Source organism: Spirochaetota bacterium, from assembly GCA_035477215.1.
Lineage (GTDB): Bacteria > Spirochaetota > UBA4802 > UBA4802 > UBA5368 > MVZN01.
Genome location: DATIKU010000002.1, coordinates 36,060 through 57,391, shown reverse-complemented (window position 1 = coordinate 57,391; position 21,332 = coordinate 36,060). Strand labels below are relative to the sequence as shown.

The 21,332-nt window shown below is 59.4% G+C and carries 15 protein-coding genes and 1 tRNA gene; 10 read left to right on the top strand and 6 right to left on the bottom strand.

Features of this window, described 5'->3' with window-relative positions; all coding sequences use genetic code 11:
• Positions 1–158: 158 nt before the first annotated feature.
• Complete coding sequence (locus VLM75_00310) at positions 159–668, top strand: flavin reductase family protein (GenBank protein ID HSV95353.1); 510 nt, start codon at positions 159–161, stop codon at positions 666–668.
• A gap of 13 nt (positions 669–681) precedes the next feature.
• Here VLM75_00310 and VLM75_00305 read toward each other — a convergent pair whose 3' ends face one another.
• Positions 682–2,577 (bottom strand): gamma-glutamyltransferase, encoded by a 1,896-nt coding sequence (locus VLM75_00305; protein HSV95352.1) that lies wholly within the window; start codon positions 2,575–2,577, stop codon positions 682–684.
• Between the two features lie 229 nt (positions 2,578–2,806).
• Positions 2,807–2,879 (bottom strand) — tRNA-Phe (locus VLM75_00300).
• Between the two features lie 29 nt (positions 2,880–2,908).
• On the opposite strand from VLM75_00300, the gene VLM75_00295 reads away from it, so the two are divergent.
• Positions 2,909–3,826: a tetratricopeptide repeat protein gene (locus tag VLM75_00295; GenBank protein ID HSV95351.1), complete on the top strand. Its 918-nt coding sequence runs from the start codon at positions 2,909–2,911 to the stop codon at positions 3,824–3,826.
• A 451-nt stretch (positions 3,827–4,277) separates the two neighbouring features.
• Here VLM75_00295 and VLM75_00290 read toward each other — a convergent pair whose 3' ends face one another.
• The gene (locus VLM75_00290) at positions 4,278–6,287 is read right to left on the bottom strand and encodes a tetratricopeptide repeat protein (GenBank protein HSV95350.1); all 2,010 of its coding nucleotides are present in this window, start codon (positions 6,285–6,287) and stop codon (positions 4,278–4,280) included.
• 171 nt (positions 6,288–6,458) lie between these two features.
• On the opposite strand from VLM75_00290, the gene mltG reads away from it, so the two are divergent.
• Genes mltG through VLM75_00270 form a run of 4 tightly spaced genes read left to right on the top strand, consistent with a single transcriptional unit; the run spans position 6,459 to position 11,814 of the window.
• A complete protein-coding gene (gene mltG, locus VLM75_00285; protein HSV95349.1) occupies positions 6,459–7,478 on the top strand; it encodes an endolytic transglycosylase MltG in 1,020 nt (339 codons plus the stop codon).
• Positions 7,462–8,712 (top strand): peptidase U32 family protein, encoded by a 1,251-nt coding sequence (locus VLM75_00280; GenBank protein ID HSV95348.1) that lies wholly within the window; start codon positions 7,462–7,464, stop codon positions 8,710–8,712. The genes mltG and VLM75_00280 overlap by 17 nt, the downstream gene beginning before the upstream one ends.
• Positions 8,706–9,989: a histidine--tRNA ligase gene (gene hisS, locus VLM75_00275; GenBank protein ID HSV95347.1), complete on the top strand. Its 1,284-nt coding sequence runs from the start codon at positions 8,706–8,708 to the stop codon at positions 9,987–9,989. Before VLM75_00280 ends, hisS begins: the two co-directional genes overlap by 7 nt.
• Positions 9,976–11,814 carry a hypothetical protein gene (locus VLM75_00270; GenBank protein ID HSV95346.1) on the top strand — a complete coding sequence of 613 codons (1,839 nt, stop codon included), beginning with the start codon at positions 9,976–9,978 and terminating at the stop codon, positions 11,812–11,814. Before hisS ends, VLM75_00270 begins: the two co-directional genes overlap by 14 nt.
• A 2-nt stretch (positions 11,815–11,816) precedes the next feature.
• On the opposite strand, the gene VLM75_00265 is transcribed toward VLM75_00270, so the two are convergent.
• Entirely contained in the window at positions 11,817–12,086 is a 270-nt protein-coding gene (locus tag VLM75_00265) for an FmdB family zinc ribbon protein (GenBank protein HSV95345.1), read from the bottom strand.
• A 357-nt stretch (positions 12,087–12,443) separates the two neighbouring features.
• On the opposite strand from VLM75_00265, the gene VLM75_00260 reads away from it, so the two are divergent.
• The 4 genes from VLM75_00260 to VLM75_00245 all read left to right on the top strand — a co-directional run bounded on the left by VLM75_00260 (position 12,444) and on the right by VLM75_00245 (position 18,188).
• On the top strand, positions 12,444–13,475 hold the full coding sequence (locus tag VLM75_00260; protein ID HSV95344.1) for a radical SAM protein: 1,032 nt from the start codon (positions 12,444–12,446) through the stop codon (positions 13,473–13,475).
• Between the two features lie 63 nt (positions 13,476–13,538).
• Positions 13,539–15,413: an aldehyde ferredoxin oxidoreductase C-terminal domain-containing protein gene (locus VLM75_00255; GenBank protein ID HSV95343.1), complete on the top strand. Its 1,875-nt coding sequence runs from the start codon at positions 13,539–13,541 to the stop codon at positions 15,411–15,413.
• A 2-nt stretch (positions 15,414–15,415) separates the two neighbouring features.
• Positions 15,416–16,294 carry an Hsp33 family molecular chaperone HslO gene (gene hslO, locus VLM75_00250; protein HSV95342.1) on the top strand — a complete coding sequence of 293 codons (879 nt, stop codon included), beginning with the start codon at positions 15,416–15,418 and terminating at the stop codon, positions 16,292–16,294.
• A 151-nt stretch (positions 16,295–16,445) separates the two neighbouring features.
• Complete coding sequence (locus VLM75_00245) at positions 16,446–18,188, top strand: P83/100 family protein (GenBank protein HSV95341.1); 1,743 nt, start codon at positions 16,446–16,448, stop codon at positions 18,186–18,188.
• Positions 18,189–18,218: 30 nt separating this feature from the next.
• Here the strand turns inward: VLM75_00245 and VLM75_00240 are convergent, their stop codons facing one another.
• Both VLM75_00240 and topA read right to left on the bottom strand, forming a co-directional pair.
• Entirely contained in the window at positions 18,219–19,148 is a 930-nt protein-coding gene (locus VLM75_00240) for a tyrosine-type recombinase/integrase (protein ID HSV95340.1), read from the bottom strand.
• 56 nt (positions 19,149–19,204) lie between these two features.
• The gene (topA, locus tag VLM75_00235; protein HSV95339.1) at positions 19,205–21,313 is read right to left on the bottom strand and encodes a type I DNA topoisomerase; all 2,109 of its coding nucleotides are present in this window, start codon (positions 21,311–21,313) and stop codon (positions 19,205–19,207) included.
• Positions 21,314–21,332 lie beyond the last annotated feature (19 nt).

Here is a 21,332-nt window from a genome sequence, read left to right as displayed (position 1 = left end):
CGTGTATGGGAGACACTAAGGGCATATACGCAACGTTGTCAAGTTTTTTTCGGGCGTGATGCGTACGTTCGAAAAAAACTTGCCCCGCACGCGCGGACCGGTTATATCGGGCGTATACATCACGACCACCGCGCCGCAGGCGCTTTATACGAGGAGATATGGCACACACACTCAGGGAAATCGATCCGCGCACGCTCGGGGACAACCCCTTCAAACTGATCGGTGACGACTGGATGCTCATCACCGCGGGTACGCCCGAAAGCTACAACACCATGACGGCCTCGTGGGGGGGCCTGGGCGTGCTCTGGAACAAAAACGTCTGCTTCTGTTTCGTACGCCCCACGCGCCACACCTACAAATTCATGGAGGACGCCGCTCGCTTCACGCTTTCGTTCTTCGGCGAGAAGTACCGCACGGCGCTGAACTACTGCGGCTCGCACTCGGGGAAGGACGTCGACAAGGCGAAGGAGGCGGGAATAACCCCCGCGTCGACCGAAAGCGGCGCGGTGTATTTCGCCGAGGCGCGCCTGGTACTGGAGTGCGAGAAGATATACTTCCAGGACATCCTGCCGCGGAACTTCCTCGCCGAGGGAATTTCGAAACTCTACCCGCAGAAAGACTACCACCGCATGTATGTCGGCGCGATAGTGCGCTGCCTCTCGGCCTGAGGCGGGGGCGGCCCTACCGCCCCTCGGCCCACGAGCTCTCGCGCGCGTCGGCGCCGCCGTAGAGCTTTCCCGTTTTCGGATCGCGGATGACGGCGCACACGGCGCCGAAGCTGTTATCGCGTTCGCCCTTCACCTCCACGCGGTAGCCCATGTCCTCGAGCGCGCCGCCCGCGGCGCGCCCCAGCGGGCCCTCGAGCTCTATGGCGCCCGGACGGTACGCGTGCGGCGAGAAGGCGTCGGGCCAGTTGAGCGAGCGGAAGCGCGGCGCGTCGATCGCCTCCTGCGCGTCCATGCCGAAGAGGACGATATTCAGGAATACCTGCACCAGGGCCTGTGTCTGCATGTCGCCGCCGGGCGTGCCGTAGCTCATGTAGAATTTGCCTTTATTAAACACCATGGCGGCGTTCGGCGTGATGGTCGGCCGTTTGCCCGGCGCGAGCGCGGCCGGGTGTCCGTGGTCCAGCCGGAACTGCGTCATGCGGATTCCGAGCGTAAGCCCCGTCCCCGGCACCATCGGCGATTGCGGAAAGTCGCTCGGCGTGAGCGATACGGCGTTGCCCCGGCGATCCACAACGCTCACGTAACTGGTGTCCCTGCCGTAACCTGCCGCGTTTTCGGCGAGGCGCGCGACGGGGCGGGCCTCCGGGCCTTTTGCACGGGCGCCGGGCGCCGCCGACCGGTACTTCCACGGATCGCCGTGCGGCGGCATCGCGCCGAAGGCTTTTCCCTTCGTCATGAGCTTGCGCCGCGCGGCCGCGTAGTCCTTCGACAACAGGCCCTTCTCGGGCACCTTTATGAAGGCCGGGTCGCCGAAGAAGGCCTCACGGTCGGCCATGGCAAGTTCGATCGCCTGGAGCACGGCGTGCACGTACGCCGGCGAGTTGTGGCCCATGGTCTTGAGGTCCGCGCCCTCGAGGATCTGCAAAGCCAGTGGCACCACCGCGCCCTGGCTCCAGGTGCGGTTGGTATAGAGGGTGTACTCGCCGAAGCTTCCGGAAAGCGGCGTCTCGAATTCGCCGCGATAGCCGGACAGGTCCTCGCGCGTAAAGAGGCCGCCCTTCTCGCGGTGGAGCCCGAGTATGGCATCGGCGATCGGCCCTTTATAGAAATAGTCGCGAACGGCCGCAAGGCCCGCCTTTCGCCCGGCGCCCTTTTCCAGCGCCTTTTTTTCGGCGTCGACGAGCGCCCTGAAGGTCTTCGCGAGATCCGGTCGCCTGAAGCGGTCCCTTTTATGCAGCGGCCGCCACCACTGCCCGCCCAGGTAGACCTGCGCGTTGTAGGGCATGAGGATTGAAAGGCCCAGCCGCTTGAATACGTTCATGGAGAGGTTCTTGTGCATCGTGGCGTGCACAGGAAAGCCCTCCTCGGCGAGCTTTATGGCGGGCGCCGACAGCTCGCCGAAGCTCCTGGTGCCGTAACGCTCCAGCAGCGCCGTGATGACGTCCGGCGAGGCCGGTACGAGCTGCGAGAGGATGCTTAGCTTAGGCACCACTTTGTGGCCCTTTCGTTTGAAAAGTTCGATGGTGGCCGCCGCCGGGGCCTTTCCGGCCCCGGTGTAGCTCGCCACCTTTCCGGTCTGCGCGTCGTACACCAGCACCGGCGCGACGCCCGGGAAGCTCGCAGCCTCGCCGAAGGTTACGTTGAGCACCAGGAGGGCCGCCACGGCCGCGTCCACGGCGTTTCCACCCCGGTCGAGCACCTCCAGCGCGGCGGCGGTGGCCCAGGGGTTCCCGGTGGCCGCCATGTGCCGCTCCGCCACCGCGGTAGGCCGCTCCTTGCCGAAGGGATCGTCGAACTCCATGAGGCCGCGGGGACCCTTGGGAAGGAAGAGGTATATTGTTACCAGAAGCGCGCACAAAGACACCAGCGCGACACCGGTTGTCTTTAATATCACACGTAATGCTTTCATTTGCGTCCCCCGCATGGAAAATATCGCATCGCGCAATCCGGACCACGGACCGGGCATCTTTAAAAGGCATACTATCTCGGCGCATGTATTCTTTCAATTCATTTAAGCAAGACCTCGCAGCGGTCGTCCGGTGCATGAAAATGCAAAGGCGCGCGGCATACAGGCCGATAGTATACACAGGGAACGCGGAGAAACGCCGGATGGAGGATGCGGTAAAAAAGGAAAGATGTGGTCAGGGGCGGAATCGAACCGTCGACACGAGGATTTTCAGTCCTCTGCTCTACCGACTGAGCTACCTGACCACTTTGAAGCGAGTACCCTTATAAATTTCATGTTCCAAAAGTCAATAATAAATTGCGCGCTCGCGCTGATAATTTCGATAGCGGTCTCCGGCACCGCCTCCGGCGTCGGCTGGGAATACTATTATCGCAGGGGGACCGTCCAGTTCGAGGCCGAAATGTATCCGGCGGCGATGGAGAACCTCGAGCGCGCGCTCGAACGCAACCCCTCCCTGTACGACGCGGCCAATAAAATTGCGCGCATTCTCATCACGCGAAATAAAAAAGCCGAAGCGCTCGATTACCTGGACCGCTCGCTCGCGATCAAACCGGACCAGGCCGACATCCACGTTACCGCCGGCGAGACACGCGACTTCTTCGGCTATCACGAGACGGCCTTCGAGCATTACACGAACGCCGTCCGCATTGACCCGTCGCATATCAGGGCGCACCTGGGGCTCGTGCGCTGGTACGTTGAGCGGAAGGACGCCACCGGCGCCAACCGGCATTTCGCCGCCGCGTACGCTCCGGGCAGGGAGGCCGGCGAGCGTTTCCTCGCCCGGGCGCTCGAGGATGAACGAAAGGGCGATAATGCCGGGGCCGCCGCCATGTATAAAAAGGCGATAATGGAAAACCCCGTGTATCTCGAGGCCTACTTCGGCCTTGCGGAGCTCTACCGGCGTACGGCGCGGCCGGACGACGCCATCGCCACGCTTGAGGAGGTAAAAAAGATACGACCCGACAACGAAAAGTCGCACGTGTACCTGGGACACCTTTATTACGTCAAGCGCCACGCCCGCAACAGGAAGTATATACTAACGCAGGCGATACGAAACTTCGAGCGCGCCCGCGATATCAATCCGGCCAACCCCGAAACGCTCCATGGCCTCGCCGAGGTCTACCTCCACATGGGAGACCGTGATAAAGCCGACGAACTGCGCGAGGCGGCAATGGCCCTGGAGAAAAAGTAGGCCATCGCATTCGAGTGATGGCATGATCAGACCTGTCGCGAAACGCATAATCACACTGCTATGCAGCGCGCCGATCGATACAAAATACCCCGGATCGCAGGCCGGATGACACGGCGAAAGGGCTCCGATGCCCGCAAAACTCGTACAAGGCGTGGAAGACCCGGACAGTCCTCGGCTTCTGCGCTATTTTCCCCGCGCCATCCGGTCCGCCACAAGCCTGAAGCCCTTCACAAAAGCACGGCCGCATCCCATTCAAATAATTCGTTCAATCCGGAATCACTCCCCGGCCAAAGAGAAATGGAGACACCGCTCCATGAAACTTCGAGACGCCCTCATATTCAGGCTTCTGACAGGTATCGCCGCCGGGAGCGCCGCCAACGTAACCGCCGACGGCGCAGTCGTAATGCTGGTTGAGCGTCCGGGTGGGGAAAAAGCGTGCACGGACCGAGCGCTATTTGATGAGCTTCGCCCTGCGCTTGCGCTCGGGATAAACGGCCTCGCCCTCGTCGACCAGCCTGAGGTCGTTCGCCACTACCGGCTTCGCCGAGGCCACGAGCGTGTCGACCTCGTTCACCGTAAAAACGAGTTTGCGCTTAACGGATATCTTGTCACCCGAAAAGGACTTCTCATAACGATACATCACAAAGAGGTCGCCGGGGGCGACGCCGTCGAAGCTTCCCATGTTGACGACGATACCGTCGTCGCCGACCGAGAGCACGCGTCCCCGGTAGGGGATGGCCGAATAGATACGGCGCGCGGCCCGGAGCGACAGCCGCGAGAGGTTGTCCTTTCCCGATTCGGCCAGCTCGAACTCGTCGATAATGACTCCCCTGGAGAGATCCATAATCTTGAACTGCGCGGATAGAAAGCCGGTCGCGTCGCGGTACGAGCCGTACACCACGATACGCGCGCGGTCCGGATCTTCTTCTTTGAATATACCGGCGAGCTTTTCGATGTTGTCGCCGAGGAAGGCCTCGCCGTCTTTCATCCCACCGGTCATCTCGAGGCGTTTGCCCGGTTTCACCGCGTCCTGGCGGCCGAACTGCCCCAGCGAAAAACTGAGATACCCCGCCAGCACGGCCCCGGCGTCGTGGTAGGTTGAGATCCCCATCGCCGGCCAGAGGTTGAGCACGATGAGTCCCGGCACGTCGCGCACCGGGGGCTCCTCGTAGAACCCGGCCTTGAAATACAGGCGATCGCGCCGCTTGATGACCGCCGTCGCGAGTTGATCTTGAATACGCTCGTCCGGGTACATGCGAAGGAGCGCCTTCTGCTCTTCGAGAAAGAACTCGTAATAGTCGAGCGTGGAGTAATAGTCGCGCAGCGTCTCGCGCGCCTCCCTGTGCATGGGATTGAGGTAGAGCGAGCGGCGCAGGTGCAGAAGGACCTCGTCGGCCAGGTTATCCCTGGCCTTCCTCCGGGCGCGCGCGAAGTGGTCGTTGGCGTAACCGACGCGCAGCGGGTGCCCGATCTTGGTGTTGCCCAGCGCCAGCACGTCCTCGATCTTGGACTGCACAACGTCGTCCGATGGCGCATACTTCAGTGCCATTACGTACTGCTCGATCGCCTTCGCCTCGTCGCCGGATACCTCGTACGCGAGGCCGACGTGGTAAAGCGTTACCGGGTTCCGCGAAAATGAGGCGAGCGATTTCTGGAAATATGCCAGCGCGTCTCCGCCGCGGTCCAGGGCGAGCGAAACGTAGCCCATGCTGCGGTTGGCCTTGTAGTTTTCGGGCTGGATGGAAAGCGCGCGGCCGAACTCCTCGCGCGCCTCTTCCAGATAGTCAGTGTCGTCCGTGCGGAGATAATTGCGGTAGTGGATCTCGCCGGCCCTGACGTACGCGTCGGGAAGCTCGCGGTCGGACTCGATCGCCTTTTCAATATAGCTCCCGGCCTCGGCGGGCCGGCCGTCGTCCATCCTGATGTCGGCCATGAGGAGGAGCGACTGGTAGTGATACGGGTTGTTCCGTAGAATGCCCTCGAGCTTGCGAAGCGCCCATATCCGTCTGTTCATCAGGTAATAGATCGAGGCCATTCCGTAGCGCGCCTCGAGGTTGTCCTCCGAGAGCCTGGCGACGCCGTCGAAGAGCTTCAGGGCCTCCTCGTAGCGACCCATCCCCATCAGCGCAAAACCCATTCCGGTCATGGCGTCGTGGTTGTCCCGGTCGACCTTCAGCACATCGGTGAAGAGTTTCAGCGATTCCTCGTAGGCCTCGGTCCCGAGATACGCCCGGCCCAGACCGATCAGGGCCTCGCGATAGCGCGGGTTCTGCCTGAGCGCGTTCTTGAAGCTGAGGATGGCCCTGAAGCGGTCACCCCTATCCAGGTGCTCCCAGCCGGTCTTGTTGTAATATATTGCGTTCTTTTCGGTCACGCCGGTCTGTGCAACGCCATGGGAAGCAAGCGCAAGCGCTGTACAGATCAGGATGCCCAGTACCCGGGTGCTTCGTCGGTCGCTCATTGAAAAACCTTTCTATAAAAACGGAATGGGCTCATAGGGCGGCATTTTTTCTTTCCCGTCAACAAAATTACCTGCCCGGCGTTATTTTCAATTGACCTTTGGCGCGCCGGGCGTAGAGTACGATTATCGGGCGCTTCGCGCCCGGACTCCCTTCGGATACAGTTGACCGGAATGAAACGCAGACCAGTACGTATCGCAATTCCCGCCGCGCTCATCCTGTGCGGCCTTGCCGTGCTCATACTCAACTCGGCACCCGGCATGATGAAGGACGAGGATTTCATCATCCGCGAGGGCGAGCCGGCCCGAAGCGTGGCCCGCCGGTTGAAGGGCCGTAACCTCATCACAAGCGAAATATTTTTCGGAACCACGGCCCGCGCCGCCGGCCGGATCGCCGGAGCCGGCATTCGAAAGGGCAAATACCGGATCAGTCGCGGGACCTCCTCGTTCGGTATACTCCATGCCCTCCTGCGCGGCGACGTGGTGAAAAGCAGAATCACGATTCCCGAGGGGTTCAACCTCTACCAGATCGCGGAGCGGCTCGAGACGAACCGGGTCACCGGAGCGGGGGACTTTCTGTATTACGCCTTCAATCCATCGCATATGCGCGCCCTGGGTATCGATTCGCCGTCCGCCGAGGGCTACCTTTTCCCGGACACCTACATCATCCCCGAGGAGTCCGACGCGCGCGACGTCATCGCGCTCATGTACCGCCGCACCGGGAATGTGCTGGCGAAACTCGACCCGGCGGTCATCCGCGAGCGCGGCCTCTCCGTCCACGGCCTCCTCACCCTGGCCTCCCTGGTCGAAAAAGAGACGGCGGTCCCCGCGGAACGCGCGCTGGTGGCCTCGGTATTCAACAACAGGCTGAAAAGAAACATGAAGCTCGACTGCGACCCCACCGTGCGCTACGCGACCCGGAAATTTACCGGCAGGATCGGCTACCGCGACCTGGCCGACAACTCGCCCTTCAACACCTACCTGCACCGGGGGCTGCCGCCCACGCCCATCAGCTCGGCTGGCCTGGCGGCCATCGAGGCGGCACTTGGGCCCGCGGAATCGGACTATCTCTACTTCGTTTCCCGAAACGACGGCTCGCATTATTTCTCCAAAACATTGAAAGAACACAACAGGGCCGTAAATTATTACCAGAAAGGCATCGGAAAGGATTTCAGGGATGAACAGAGGCGTTAGGCCGGCCATCGCCTCGCCGGCGGGCACACTCGAGAAGCTGGAGGCGGCCGTACGCTTCGGCGCCGACGAGGTGTACTTCGGCGGTAAAGCGCACAACCTGCGAAGCCAGTCGGGAAACCTTTCGCTCGACGAGATAGGGCGCGCATGCGATTTCTGCAGGGAGCGCGGCGTCAGGACCACCTTCCTCCTCAACTCCTTCCTCCACGAAAACGACGTCGGCGGCGCGCGCGCATATATCGACGAAGTGCGCGCCTTTGCCTTCGACGCCTACATGGTCTCCGATCCCGGCATGCTCATGCTGCTGCGCGACGCCGGCGTAGAAACGCCCGTCCACCTCTCCACCCAGATGTCCACTCTCAATCACCCGGCCGCGCGATTCTGGGAGCGCCAGGGCGTTTCCCGCATCGTGCTGGCGCGCGAAGTCACGCTCGGCGAAATACGCGCCATACGCGAACACACCGGCGCCGAGCTCGAGGTGTTCGTCCACGGAGCGCTGTGCGTCTCGTACTCGGGGCGCTGCCTCCTCAGCCGTTTTCTTTCGGGGCGCGACGCCAACACGGGCGGATGCTCGCACCCCTGCCGCTGGCGCTACGCGCTGGTGGAGGAGAAACGCGAGGGCAACCACATGGAGATCGTCGAGCACGCGCGCGGAACCGAGATACTCTCCTCGAAGGACCTCTGCCTGATCGAACGGATTCCCGAGTACGTCGAGGCCGGGGTCGACGCCTTCAAGATCGAAGGCCGCATGAAATCGCTCTACTACACGGCCAATGTAACGCGCGTCTACCGCCACGCCGCGGAGGTCGCCGCCGGCGGCGGCGATTACCTCGCCCATCTTCCGCGCTGGATCGGCGAGCTCGACCTGGTCAGCCACCGTCCCTACACGGCCGATCTATGGAACGAGTTCGAAGGCATGCGCTTCGACGGCGTGCCGTACGTTAGAAAAACGCTCTTCATGGGCTACGCGACAGGGCCGGGAGAGCACCCGAACGAGGTGCGCGTAAAGACGCATAACCCCATCCGCACGGGCGACGAAATCGAGGCCATATTCCCGGTCCTCGACGGTGACGCGGGCGGTGATTTTTTCAGCGTGATGGAAATCAACGAAGAAGAAAAAAGTGTTGCTATGGCACAACCGGGGAAGGTATATCTATTTAAATTGGACAAAGCGGTCAGGCCGGACGCAGTATTCAGGAAAAGGATCGAGGACGACAAGGAGCAAGCCAGATGCTGACCAATCCTCCCGGAATCGAGGATATCTATCCGGACAGAATAGACGCTTGGGACCGCATGACCGGTGCGGCGCGCGACGTGTTCCGCCTGAGTAACTATAAAGAAATCATCACTCCCGTCATGGAGTATACCGAGGTCTTCGCCCGCGGGCTCGGCGACGAAACGGACATCGTCTCCAAGGAGATGTTCACCTTCGAGGATCGCGGAGGACGGAGCCTCACACTGCGCCCGGAGGGCACCGCTTCCGTGGTGCGCGCCTATGTGGCCAACGGCGAATACAACCGGCTCTCCAGCGCCAAGTTTTTCTACTGCGGCCCCATGTTCCGGGCCGAGCGCCCTCAGAAGGGGCGGTTGCGCCAGTTCAACCAGTTCGGCGCCGAGTTTTTCGGCAGCGCCGATCCGTATTACGATTACGAAATCATCGCGATGATGCACGCGATCGCGCATAGAGTCGCTATCGGCGACTTTACGCTGCTCGTCAACTCCATCGGCTGCCCCGCCGCCGACTGCAGGGGCGGCTATATAGAGCGGCTCCGGTCGTATTTTATCGACCACCGCGACGCGCTGTGTGAAGACTGCAAACGGCGGCTCGACAGCAACCCCCTGCGCATCCTCGACTGCAAGCAGGAGGGGTGCTCGGCGCTGAAAAAAGGCTCGCCCTCCATCACCGACCACCTGTGCCAGGCCTGTCGCGACCATCACACGGGGGTAAAGGAACACCTCGACGCGGCATCCATAACCTACACCGAAGACCCCTTCCTGGTGCGCGGCCTCGACTACTACTCGAGGACCACATTCGAATTCGTCACCGACAGGCTCGGGGGGCAAAACGCCTTCGCCGCGGGAGGACGCTACGATTCGCTGGTGGAGACCTTCGGCGGCAAACCCACCCCCGCGGTGGGCTTCGCGGCGGGTATCGAGCGAATGCTTCTGCTCGCCGGGGACGCGAGCGTTCCCGCCTCCGGACTCGACGTCTACCTGGTCCATGGCGGCGGCGAGTCGCTGCGCCAGGCCGTGGCCCTCGCGCGGCTTCTGCGCGACTCGGGCATTTCCGCGGACCTCGATCCGCAGGGTAAAAGCTTCAAGAACCAGTTTAAAAAGGCGGATCGCGAATCCGCGCGCTATACCGTCATCATCGGCGGGGACGAGGCCGCGGAGCGAAGCTGTACCATCAAAGACATGGCGACCGGATCACAGGAAAAGCTGCCGGCGGAGGAATGCCCGGCATGGCTCCGCGAATCACTTATCATCGCGAAAGGGCGACATGGAAGCGATTGACCGTTTCAACTTCCTCGATGAATCGAGCACGCGGGAGCCCTATGTATTCGAGGTCCTTAACGAGATATACGCGCTGCAAGGCCAGTCCCTGCCCGCCGGGATCAAGCCGCTTGCGACCCTCGAATCGCTGAAGAAGTCCCGGAACGTTAAGATACCGCTTTCTCCCAAGAGGGAGAAAACGGTCGAATACCTCGTCGAGTACCTTACCTCGCGCTTTCCCGAACAGGTCCGGCAGCTCATTACCTTCGATTTTCAGGTGGACGAAACCACGAAGAAACTCTCCGTAGTCGAGTACGTCGAACTGGGCGTAATGCTGAACGCGCGCGACTTCGAACGTCTCTGTTCGATCAGGGACGACAACTCGCTCGAAAACCTGATGGCCCTCCTCCAGAAATACCGTTTCTTCAACCTGACGAAACTGGTAAAGGTGGCGAAGAACAAGACTGACCTCTCGCGGATCATCGCGAAAGAGGAAGGCAAACAGTTTTTCGCATTCAAGAGTTCAAGCCTCGACCGCAATAAGGCCGAGATCGAGGAGGATTACTGCTTTCACGCCAAGAATTATCCGTCCGCGCGCGACTCGATCAACCTAAACAGACTCAAAGAGATCACCGGCCGTTACAACGAGCTGGTGATGCGCCGCCTGAAGCGGTTCGGCATTCTGAACGATTACGTGAGTGATTACCGCGACCCGAAACTGGATTACATCCTGAACATCCTGATCGCCGACATAGCCTCGTCGCTCGCCGACAACGACCGCATAGACGCGAAGAACATCCACTCGCTGCGCGCATGCGTCATCAACGCCGAGAAGAGCCTCGACCCATCCAGGACTCTCGGCAGGGACATCGCCCGTTTCATCGGCGAACACCGCATCTGCGCCGCGTCCGATATAGTGGGCTCTATTCTGGAGGTCACCGACGAGGTGCTGGAGAAGTGGAGCACTCCCGAAAACATGCGCGCCGGCTCCGTTCTCTCATACGTGAGCGACGACGGCACCGTGTACTACATTGACGGCGGCACCTTCCTCGGCCATATCACCGAACTGTCCGAACTCGTTCTGCACAGTCCCGAAAAGCTTGCCGACCTGTCGTACTCCGAACGGCAGCAGTCCTCGGCTCACATGGAAATACTCTACCGCGCGGCGCGAACGATCCTCTCCTCGCTCGATAAAAAGGCGGACCTGCGACTGTCGGGCGAAGACCTCGAAAAACTGAAATCGCTTATTGCCGAATACGAGGAACATTTAAAGAAACTCCACCATAGGGAGGAAGCGGCCAGGCGCGCCGAGTGGCGGGTCGAGAAGCCCGGCCTGTTTACCCGGATCATCAATTTTTTCAAGCGCCTGTTCGGCGGCCGGGAAAGAAAAACCGTGAAATCCGATACCACACCGGCCGCGGCGCACGCGCAGGCGGCGCCCCCCAGAGAGGCCCGGCAGGTCTATAAAAAACTGGCGGCGAAGACCGGGCCCATCCTCGCTCTTTCCGACTTTATCGAGCTCGTTCCCGAGAACGACATGTTGGTTGACCACCTGATACAGGACATGCGCGAGAACAGCCTGCGCATTGTCATCCCGATCTACAACGCGCGGGAGGTCCTCTATCCGAAGCGAAGCCTCAAGCTCCTCATGCCGGACACGGAATACCTGCTGGTACCCGCCGAGTCCGTGCGCTCACCGGAGACGATACGGAAATACACCGACACGCTGGTCGGATTCAAGATCAAGGACGAGGCGATCCCCGCCCGGGCGATAATGGTCGTTGAGAAGTATCTTCTCACGCACTATCGCCAGAAAAGAGCGCAGATGCTTAAAAGGGAGCTTTGAACTCAGGAGCAGGATTCGCTTTTCGCGCAGGAATCGCACGATGTCCCCGCGGCCGGGGCGCCTTCCGAAGAGGACGCACAGGGAGCCGCGCCCTTTTTATAATCAGTCACATAGAAACCCGGGCCCTTGAAGATAATACCCACACCCGAGCCGATCAGCCTTTTCACCGCGGCTCCGCACTTCACACACTGTTTTACCGGATCGGCCTTTATCGACTGGAATACCTCGAACCGGTGAACGCATTCCATACATTCATATTCATAAGTCGGCACTGTATACCTCCACGCAAGCCTGATTCTTCATGTTTTACCATCTTCGCGAAGCGGGAACGCGGTCAGGATTAAATATAGCAAAATAACGCCGTTTCGACCAACCAAATTTGACCTCTGTAGCCCACCTGTCAAGACAATTTCGTGGAAAACTCCAGTATGCCGCCACTTTATTATAGCCGGCGAGCCATGTGATACCTGTCAGCTTATACGCACAATCGTATCACCGGCGGGGTGAAAGTTTGACACTATTTGCACGATTTGAGTATTGACAGTCCGCAGCACAATGGTGATACACTTGCAGGAATCTCCCGGCCAGGGCAGCCAGGCGCATCCCGACGGATATACATCAGGAAAGAGATGAGCAAGACCCACATGACCATACCCATCTTCGTCCCGCACCTGGGATGCCCGCACCGCTGCGTCTTCTGTAACCAGTGGGAGACGAGCGCCGTGCGCACGCCTCCCGACGCTTCGTTCGTGCGCGAGAAGATACGCGCGCACCTTGAAACAAAAGCCGCATCGATCGAAAGCGTCGAGGCGGCCTTTTTCGGGGGCAGTTTTACAGCGATCGATGAGGCCCTGCAGCGAGAGCTTCTGGGCGCCGCGCACGGTTTCATTCGCGACGGCCTGATCCGCGGCATCCGCCTCTCGACGCGGCCGGATTGCGTAAACACGGCCCGGCTTGAACTTCTCCACGAATATGGCGTTCATACCATCGAGATCGGCGCGCAATCATTTTCCGATGTGGTACTGGCCGCCTCCGGACGCGGCCACTCCGCCGCCGACTCGATCGATGCCGCCGCGCGGATACGGCAGGCGGGCTTTTCGCTCGTGATTCAACTCATGCCGGGACTTCCCGGCGATGGCCCGCTGGAATCGCTTCGCTCGGCACGGACGGCCGCCGATTGCGCTCCCGACGCGGTGCGGATATATCCGGCCGTGGTGCTTGAGCATACGCGCCTGGCCGACCTCTACCGCGAGGGGCGCTATGAGCCCCTTTCGCTTGAGGACGCATTGGAGCGCTCGGCGGATATGCGCGAACTGTTCGCGGAAAAGAACATACCGGTCATCCGCACCGGGCTCCATCCCCTGGCCCCGGGCGAAACGGCAGGCGTGCTGGCGGGCCCCTATCATCCGGCCTTCGGTTTCCTCGTGAAGGCCCGCCTGAAAAGAAGGATCATCGAGCGCGAACTCGCAGGGGTGCTTGAGCGCTCCGCTTCGCCGCCGTCCGCGGTCCGGCTTCAAATACCGCTGCGCGAAAAGGAGGAGTACCTCGGCCATCGCGGGGAAAACATGGAACATCTTAAAGCCCGTTTTGCACCCGTTCACATCACGCGTATATTGGTCGATTCTGACCGACCGGAAATTATTATTGAAACCGCGCTCTAAGAAAAGTACACTTTGCTTGAACTCCCTGCACCGTACCGGAGCTATCATTAAATCGGAGGCATCATGGAAAACTATCTAAAGGTTTTACACGTCGACTGTTCGTCGGGCTTTTATAAGATGGAGCGTTTCAAGGTCGGCGAATTCTTCGGTCCCGTCGACGTGGGCCTCAACATAGCCAAACGGCACAACAGCCTGAACATCGGCGCAGGCCTTCTCGCCGGCTCCATTTTCCCGGGCTCCAACCGCCTCATCGTCAACGGCTTCTCGCCGAACTGGGGAGGCTTCTACATATCCTCCATGGGAGGGGCGTCGCTCGTCTTCGACAACCTCGGCATCAACATGCTCTCGCTCCGCAACCGGGCCTCCTCCTTTTCGGTCCTGTACCTCAACCGCGTCCATGGCGAGGCGGTGGAGGTGGAGCTTCATCCTGTCGACGTGTGGGCAGTTTGGAAGAGCGGCAAAACGGGCGTGTACGCGCTCATGGATTACGCGCTCGAGCGTTTTGGCCACCGGTACAGCTCCGAGCCCAGGGTGCTGGCCACGGGGGCGGCCTCGCTTTCGACCGATTTCGGGGCGATAGCCTCGGCTCCGGTGAAGAACGGGAAACCGACGCAGGCCGACACCTGGGCGGGACGCGGCGGTTTCGGCACCAAGCTCCTCAAAGAACATGGCATCGCCGCGGTCATCTACGGCGGCACGTATATCGACGAGGACTTCCGCGATCGCAAGGTCGCCGACGAGTGGTTCAGCGATCGGTACCAGAAACGCCTCGCGGCGAAGGACATGGAGGTCACCGCCAAGTACCGCTTCGATCCGAAATTCGACACCGGCGGCACCTTCGGCGTTAATTACGCCAAAATAGGCGGCAGGATAATCGCGTTCAACTACCGCAGCATCAACATGCGCGAGGATGAGCGCCGCCACATCCACGAGAAATTCATCGTCAACCACTATCTGAAACAGTTCAACGAGGAGATCATCCGACCCAAGAGCTGGCGCACCTGCGGCGAGCCCTGTCCGGCCGTATGCAAGAAGATTTACGGCGAATATAAAAAGGACTACGAACCCTACCAGACGATGGGTCCGCTCTGCGGCATCTTCGACCAGCGCGCGGCAGAGATGCTCAACCGCCGTGCCGACAGCCTGGGCTTCGACGCCATCTCGGTGGGCGGCGTGCTCTCATGGCTCATGGAATGCCTGCACGAGGGCCTGCTCGCCCCGAAAGAGCTCGGAGTGTCGACGCTCCCCGTTTTCTCGACCGAGGGCTTCGGCATCGAGACCGACTCCATGCACAACGCCGAGCTCGGCATGGCGCTTCTGGACTCAATCATCGAGAAAAAAGGAATCCTGGACCTCGAGGAGGGCGCGCGCGATTTCGCCCGTCACCTCGCCCGCGACCGGGGCAAAAAGATACTCGATCTGTTCGTCTACAACGCGAACGCGCGCAGGGGATGGATTGTGCCGAACCAGTACTGGACGGCCGGCGTCCTTTCGCCCATGCCGATCATGGGCAAGTACTACATGTATTACGGGGACAATTTTTACGAACCGCGGAGGCTCGGCAGGGAAAACGCGGACCGCTTTAAAAAAGAGCTTCTCATGGACAATATGGGCTTCTGCCGGTTCCACCGCAACTGGGCCGAGGAGATGATTCCCGACATTATTGGAACGCTCTACGATAAAAAGGCCGAGTATCTGGCCGCCGTCTCGATCACCGCAAGCCGCATCAGCAGCCGTAACAGCTCAATATTCTGGGAATCCGAGCGCAACGTGGACTTCGTATCGACCTGGCTGACGCGCCTGCACGAGGTCGAGAACGACAACTCAAAAGAGCTCCTGGAATGGATCGACCGCTTCAATAAAGACAAGCACGAGGCGGCGCTGGAATTCTGGTTCGAGACATTAAAAGGCATTCACGAGTCGCTGAGGGAATTCTGAATATGAAAGGAGATCACGTCGCGCGCATAATCTGCGAGCACTACAATTTACGCATTTACACGGCGCTGACGGCGGACCTCGCACGGACGATTACGGGGCAGCATAAAACCTCGCCCGCCGCCACGCTTGCGCTGGGACGGGCGATCAACGCAACGGCGCTCCTCTGCGCCGCGCTAAAGCCCAGTTCCGCGCAGAGCGTCACCCTCAGGATATCCGGAACCGGCCCCATCCGCGAGATTCACGTGCAGGCGGACGCGAAGGGCAATATACGGGGCTACGTCGCAAACCCCGCGGTGGAGCCGGTAGTCAGAAACGGCGCCATCGACATCCCCGCGATCATCGGGGCGGGCTTTCTGACCGTGGTGAAAGACCTGGGACTCAAGGAGCCCTACAGCAGCGTCATCCCGCTTCATACAGGCGAGATCGCCCGGGACTGCGCCTATTATCTCACCGAATCCGAGCAGGTGCCGTCGGCAATGATCATCGGCCTTGCGCTCAAAAGCGACGGGACCATAGCGGGCTCGGGCGGCATACTGGTCCAGAGATTCCCGGACACCGCCGATACCGCGCTGGAGCGCGTCGAGACCAACATCGCAGGCATGAAGAACCCGCTTGGCGAATCGCTCCGTCGGGGCGAAGACATCATATCGGTCGTCTCCCGTTTAATGGACGACCAGCCGCTGAGCCTGCTGAGCACGAATCCGATACGGGCGGCGTGCCGCTGCAACAGGGAGATGATCGGCGAAATAATTCAGGGGATCGACGGCGGGGAAATCGAGGAGATGCTCGATAAAGATCACGGCATTGAACTGCGCTGCACCTTCTGCACGAAAAACTATCATTACGACGAGATCGAGGTGCGCGCTCTACTTGACCGATGATGCGCGGATAGCGCTCGCCAGGACGCCGGTAATAATCAAATTCCACGTTACCCTGCCAATAGTACTTGAAATACCGCGGGAAGATCCTATACTTCGCGGCGGGTTGATTGTACGACAGTCGCCCGATCACGTACCATGCCCGGAGAGTACCATGCGAAAACACTGTGCGTTTATCCTTCTCATTCTTCTTGCCGTCGTTCCCGCCGCCGGCCTGGAAGTCGACATCGACGAGTTGAAAAAAGCCGGGAAGATAGAATTTATCAATTACACCGGCCCCCGGCAAAACCAGGACAGCGTCGCCGTCGTTAAATCGATCGGAAGCGGCCTTGCCGCGGAAGCGCAGAAGCGCGGCGAAAACGCGCGGGTACACTATTACACGAAATATTCGCTTATCAGGGCCATCTCGAAGGAAGAGCCCGAAAAATTCTCGGCCGACATCTTTTCAATAAATAAAAATGCCAGGGTCACGCACATCCGGTACATCCGCCATATCCTTTCCGGCTATTTTGAGAGAATGTACGGGTATTCCGGGAAGAACGCGTACACGCTCGCCGTATTCACCACTTATTACAACGCCGTTTATCGCGGGGATGTTGAATACTTCGGAAAAGCCTATAAAAAGGTCGTGACCGGAAACCTTACTCCGCGAAACGCCGGCCTTTCGACCAGATACGACGAATGGCCCGGCGCAACGCGAATCGTCATCCCGCTCTCCGAGACTGCGAAACGCGGCGAGATCGACTCGATCGATCCCGATATCATCTCCGACAGGAAGGTGCGGACGGCCATTCGCAAGGAGGATGAAAACCTCGAACAGCGCAAGGACCTTGTGGACCTGAAGGAAAAAATAATCGAGAAAGATAAAAAGGAGACCGCCGAAAAAAAAGCAGACCTTGTCAAAGAAGCACGCGAGGTCGAGAAGGAGAAAAAACGAATTGAGGACGAGAAAGCCGATCTGGAGCGCAAAAAACGGGAACAGGACCGGGAGGAACAGAAGCTCAAAGACGAAAAGGAAAAAGCGAAAAGCATAAGGGACGCCGAAGAGAAAAAGAAAAAAGAGGAAGAGATCACCGTACGCGAGGAAAAGCTAAAACAGGAAAAGCAAAAGACGGCCGAAAAGGAGAAGGCCGTCGCGACGGAAGAGAGGAAAGTAGCCGAGAAAAAAGGGGAAATCAAAAAAGAAGAGAAGCGTGTCGCCGAAAAAGAGAGCAAGATAGCGAAGAAAGAGGAATCACTCAAAGAAGAAAAGAAAGAAATCGAGAAGGATGAGCTGAAAAAAGACATAAAGGAAAGCCCCGAAAAGGCGAAAGCGAAGCTCGAGGAAAAGGAAAAGGAACTGGACAAGCGCGAGGACGAACTTCGAAGCAAGGAGCTCGACAAGAGCGTGTTCGCCGAGAAGCTCTATTACCTTAAAATACGGGAATATCTCGAGGCGGGGCATTATAATAACGAGATGTACATGATCAACGCCGCCGCGCGCAGGGTGATGTTCAAATCCCCGGTGGAAAACATCTGCGGAAGCCGCTACGACGTATTCTCGGGCGGCGTGGCGGTAATCGTCCACCAGGGCGACCACAAGACCGGCCATCGGCTGATGCTCCTCGACCGCGAAACGCTGAAGGAATCCAGACGCGGAAAGGACGATGTTTTCTGGCGCAGTTTTGTCGAGGTTCGCGACGGTTTTATCTATGCAGTTACGGTCGAGAACGGAAAATATTATCTCGGCAGGTACGACGGCTCCCTCGCGCGCACGGCCCGTTCACAGGAGCAGGTGAGCGAGAATACCTTTATCAGTTTTTACGGCGAATATGTGTACATCAACCGGCACGATAAAAAGATACTGGTGCTCAAGAAGGCCGACCTCTCGCTCGTCGAGGTGATCGAGCCCAAATGATCCCGCGCGGGACCGGGACGGTCGGTGCGGCTATTTGCCGTAGTTTTCGTCCGAATGCGGGTGGCAACGGCTGTATATCCTTTTGAGACGCAACTTGGTTGTGTGGGTGTAGACCTGCGTGGTGGAGATGCTCTGGTGGCCCAGCATTTCCTGAACGGCTCGTATGTCCGCCCCGTTGTTGAGAAGCTCAGTCGCGAAACTGTGCCGGAGAGTATGCGGGGTCACCCGCGCCAGTAAGCCCGCCGCGCGCGACCGCTTATCGACGATACCGAAAATGCCGCGGGCGCTCAGCCCCCCTCCGCGCCCGTTGACGAAAAGGGGGCCGTCGATCGACCCGAACTTCTTTCCCCGCTCCACGAGATACGCTCTGATCCATCTGATCGCGTCGCCGGTGAGAAAAACTATCCTCTCCCGCGCGCCCTTTCCGAGTACGCGAAGTCTTTGCCCGTGCTCGTCAAAGTCCGCGCGCTCCGCCGCGGCGAGCTCCGAAACGCGCGCTCCGGTGGAGTAGAAGGTTTCAAGGATGGCCCTGTCGCGGAAATCGAGGAAGGATTCCACCGGGAAATCCAGTATGCGCTCCACCTCCTTGTTGTACAGAAAGCGCGGCAGGGGCTTTTCCTTTCGGGGAAAGGACACTTCAGCCGCGGGGTTGGACGCTATGATTCGCTCGTTATAAAGATAGGTAAAAAACGACTTCAGGCAGGCGATTTTTCGCGATATGGACGACTTCTTCAACGAGCGGTCGTAACAGGACTCGATGAATGCACGAATGAGCCCCGTCGTTATTTCGCCGGCCGGGATATCCGCGCCGCCCTTCGGTGAGTCGAACTCGTCTTCTCCGAGACCGGCCAGAAAGGCGGAGAACTGAACGAGATCGTCGTTATACGAATTAACGGTCATCCGCGAGGCGTTCCTTTCGGAGACAAGGTAGTCCATGAAACGGTCTATTTCCGCGTACACGCCGGTTCAAACCTCCGTATGGGCCGGCCGGCAGGCTGACGTATGGCCGGGGACGGTCACTCCCCGTTTTCCGGCTGTTTGGCGTTTTCCTCGTCGAGAAGCTCGAGACGGTATCCGCATGATTCCTTGAGGCAGATGAGCATCTGACCCCGGTTTTTGACCCTGCGGGAGAAGAGCAGGCTTCCGCATTTCGGGCACGGCTTGTTCGAGGGGACTTCGCGCGTCATGAAGGTGCATTCCGGATACCGGCTGCAGGCGTAAAAGGGCCTCCCCTTCTTCGCCTGGCGCTTCACCACGTCGCCCTCGCAGGCATCCACCGGGCACTTCCCGAGCGGCAGCGACTTTGCGTTGCGGCACTCCGGAAACCCCGAACAGGCCAGAAAGAAGCCGAACTTCCCGAGCTTCTTCATCATTTTTCCGCCGCATTTTTCGCAGACCTCGTCAGTTTCCTCGTCGAGGATGTTTTTCATCTCCTCTATCTTATGTTCGGCCTCGTCGACCGTAATCTTGAAGGAGCTGTAAAATTCCCTCAGCATATCGACCCAGTCCGCTCTCGATTCCTCCACGAGATCGAGCCGTTCCTCCATTTTCGCGGTAAAATCGATCGATACCAGCGAACCGAAATGCGCCATCATGATCTCGTTGACCAGCCTCCCGAGCACCGTCGGAACGAGCTGACGCCCCGAGCGCACCGCGTAATAGCGGGCGATCAACGTGTTGATGGTGGGAGCGTATGTCGACGGCCTTCCGATACCGGATTCCTCCAGGAACTTCACGAGCGAGGCGTCGTTATAGCGGGGTGGCGGCGTGGTAAAATGCTGCTCGGGAAGGTATTCCCTTACAGCGGGTTCGTCGCCTTCCGCGAGTTTCGGCAGGTCCATCTTTTTCGTTTTGTCCTCGCTGTCCACGGCGGTGAAACCGTCGAAAAGGACCCGGCTTCCGCTCGCCCTGAAGGCGACATCGCCGCGCTCCAGCATGACGGTGGACACCTCAGAGACCTCCGAGGTCATCTGCGAGGAGACGAAACGCCGCCAGATCAGACCGTAAAGCCGGTACTGGTCGCGGCTGAGGTCGGCCTTCAGCGACTCGGGCGTACGGAATACGTCGGTCGGCCGTATTGCCTCGTGCGCATCCTGTGCGTTTTTTTTATTGGCGTAAGTGTTCGGCTTCTCCGGCAGATAGCCCTCGGCAAAGCTTTCGCCGATATACCTGCGCACGGCCGAAAGAGCGCTATCGGAAACACGCGTGGAGTCGGTCCTCATGTAGGTGATGAGCCCCACCGGCCCCTCGCCCTTCAGATCGATCCCTTCGTACAGTTGCTGGGCGACCATCATGATCTTTCCGGAAGTGAAGCCGAGTCTGTTGGCGGCGTCCTGTTGCATCTTGCTCGTTATGTAGGGAGCAAGCGGGTTTCGCCTTCGCTCCTTGCGCTGTACGCTCTTTACCGTAAACGGGCCATCGCCCAGGCGCTCCAGAACTGCGTCCACATCGGCCTTTGTCTTAAGTTTTGTCTTTTCGCCCTCGAGCGAGTAAAACGACCCCGTGAACTTCTTTCCCTTCAATTCGAGAACCGCGTCGAGCGACCAGTATTCCTCGGGGGCGAAGGACTCGATTTCTTTTTCGCGCTCGCATATAACGCGAAGAGCGACCGACTGCACCCTGCCGGCGGAAAGTCCCTTCTTGACCTTTCGCCACAGAATCGGGCTGATGTTGTAGCCGACTATGCGGTCAAGGATGCGCCGGGCCTGCTGCGCGTTTACCAGGCTCATGTCTATGTCGCGCGGGTGTCTGACCGCCTCGAGTATCGCCGTCTCGGTGATCTCGTTGAACTCGATGCGCAGTATGTTATCGTTCTTCGGCCGAAGCGCATTTGCGAGGTGCCACGAGATGGCCTCGCCCTCGCGGTCCGGGTCGGTCGCGAGCAGCACCCTCGATGCCTGCCCCGCCTTCTTCTTCAGATCGTTCAGAATCTTCGCTTTTCCGCGGATGGTGATGTATTCCGGAGTGAAGTTATCGTCGACGTTCACCGCCAGCCTCGATTTCGGCAGGTCGATGATGTGCCCCATGGACGACGAGATGATATATTTACCGCCCAGGTACTTGTTAATGGTCTTGGCCTTGGAGGGCGACTCTACGATGATAAGCGTTTTCCCGTCTTTCTCCATTTATTCTTATACATTTCCT

Coding starts and splice junctions, on each gene's coding strand:
- VLM75_00270 (HSV95346.1), top strand. CDS start 9,976: ATGGAAGCGATTGACCGTTTCAACTTCCTCGATGAATCGAGCACGCGG.
- VLM75_00245 (HSV95341.1), top strand. CDS start 16,446: ATGCGAAAACACTGTGCGTTTATCCTTCTCATTCTTCTTGCCGTCGTT.
- VLM75_00310 (HSV95353.1), top strand. CDS start 159: ATGGCACACACACTCAGGGAAATCGATCCGCGCACGCTCGGGGACAAC.
- mltG (HSV95349.1), top strand. CDS start 6,459: ATGAAACGCAGACCAGTACGTATCGCAATTCCCGCCGCGCTCATCCTG.
- hslO (HSV95342.1), top strand. CDS start 15,416: ATGAAAGGAGATCACGTCGCGCGCATAATCTGCGAGCACTACAATTTA.
- topA (HSV95339.1), bottom strand. CDS start 21,313: ATGGAGAAAGACGGGAAAACGCTTATCATCGTAGAGTCGCCCTCCAAG.
- VLM75_00290 (HSV95350.1), bottom strand. CDS start 6,287: ATGAGCGACCGACGAAGCACCCGGGTACTGGGCATCCTGATCTGTACA.
- hisS (HSV95347.1), top strand. CDS start 8,706: ATGCTGACCAATCCTCCCGGAATCGAGGATATCTATCCGGACAGAATA.
- VLM75_00305 (HSV95352.1), bottom strand. CDS start 2,577: ATGAAAGCATTACGTGTGATATTAAAGACAACCGGTGTCGCGCTGGTG.
- VLM75_00260 (HSV95344.1), top strand. CDS start 12,444: ATGAGCAAGACCCACATGACCATACCCATCTTCGTCCCGCACCTGGGA.
- VLM75_00280 (HSV95348.1), top strand. CDS start 7,462: ATGAACAGAGGCGTTAGGCCGGCCATCGCCTCGCCGGCGGGCACACTC.
- VLM75_00255 (HSV95343.1), top strand. CDS start 13,539: ATGGAAAACTATCTAAAGGTTTTACACGTCGACTGTTCGTCGGGCTTT.
- VLM75_00295 (HSV95351.1), top strand. CDS start 2,909: ATGTTCCAAAAGTCAATAATAAATTGCGCGCTCGCGCTGATAATTTCG.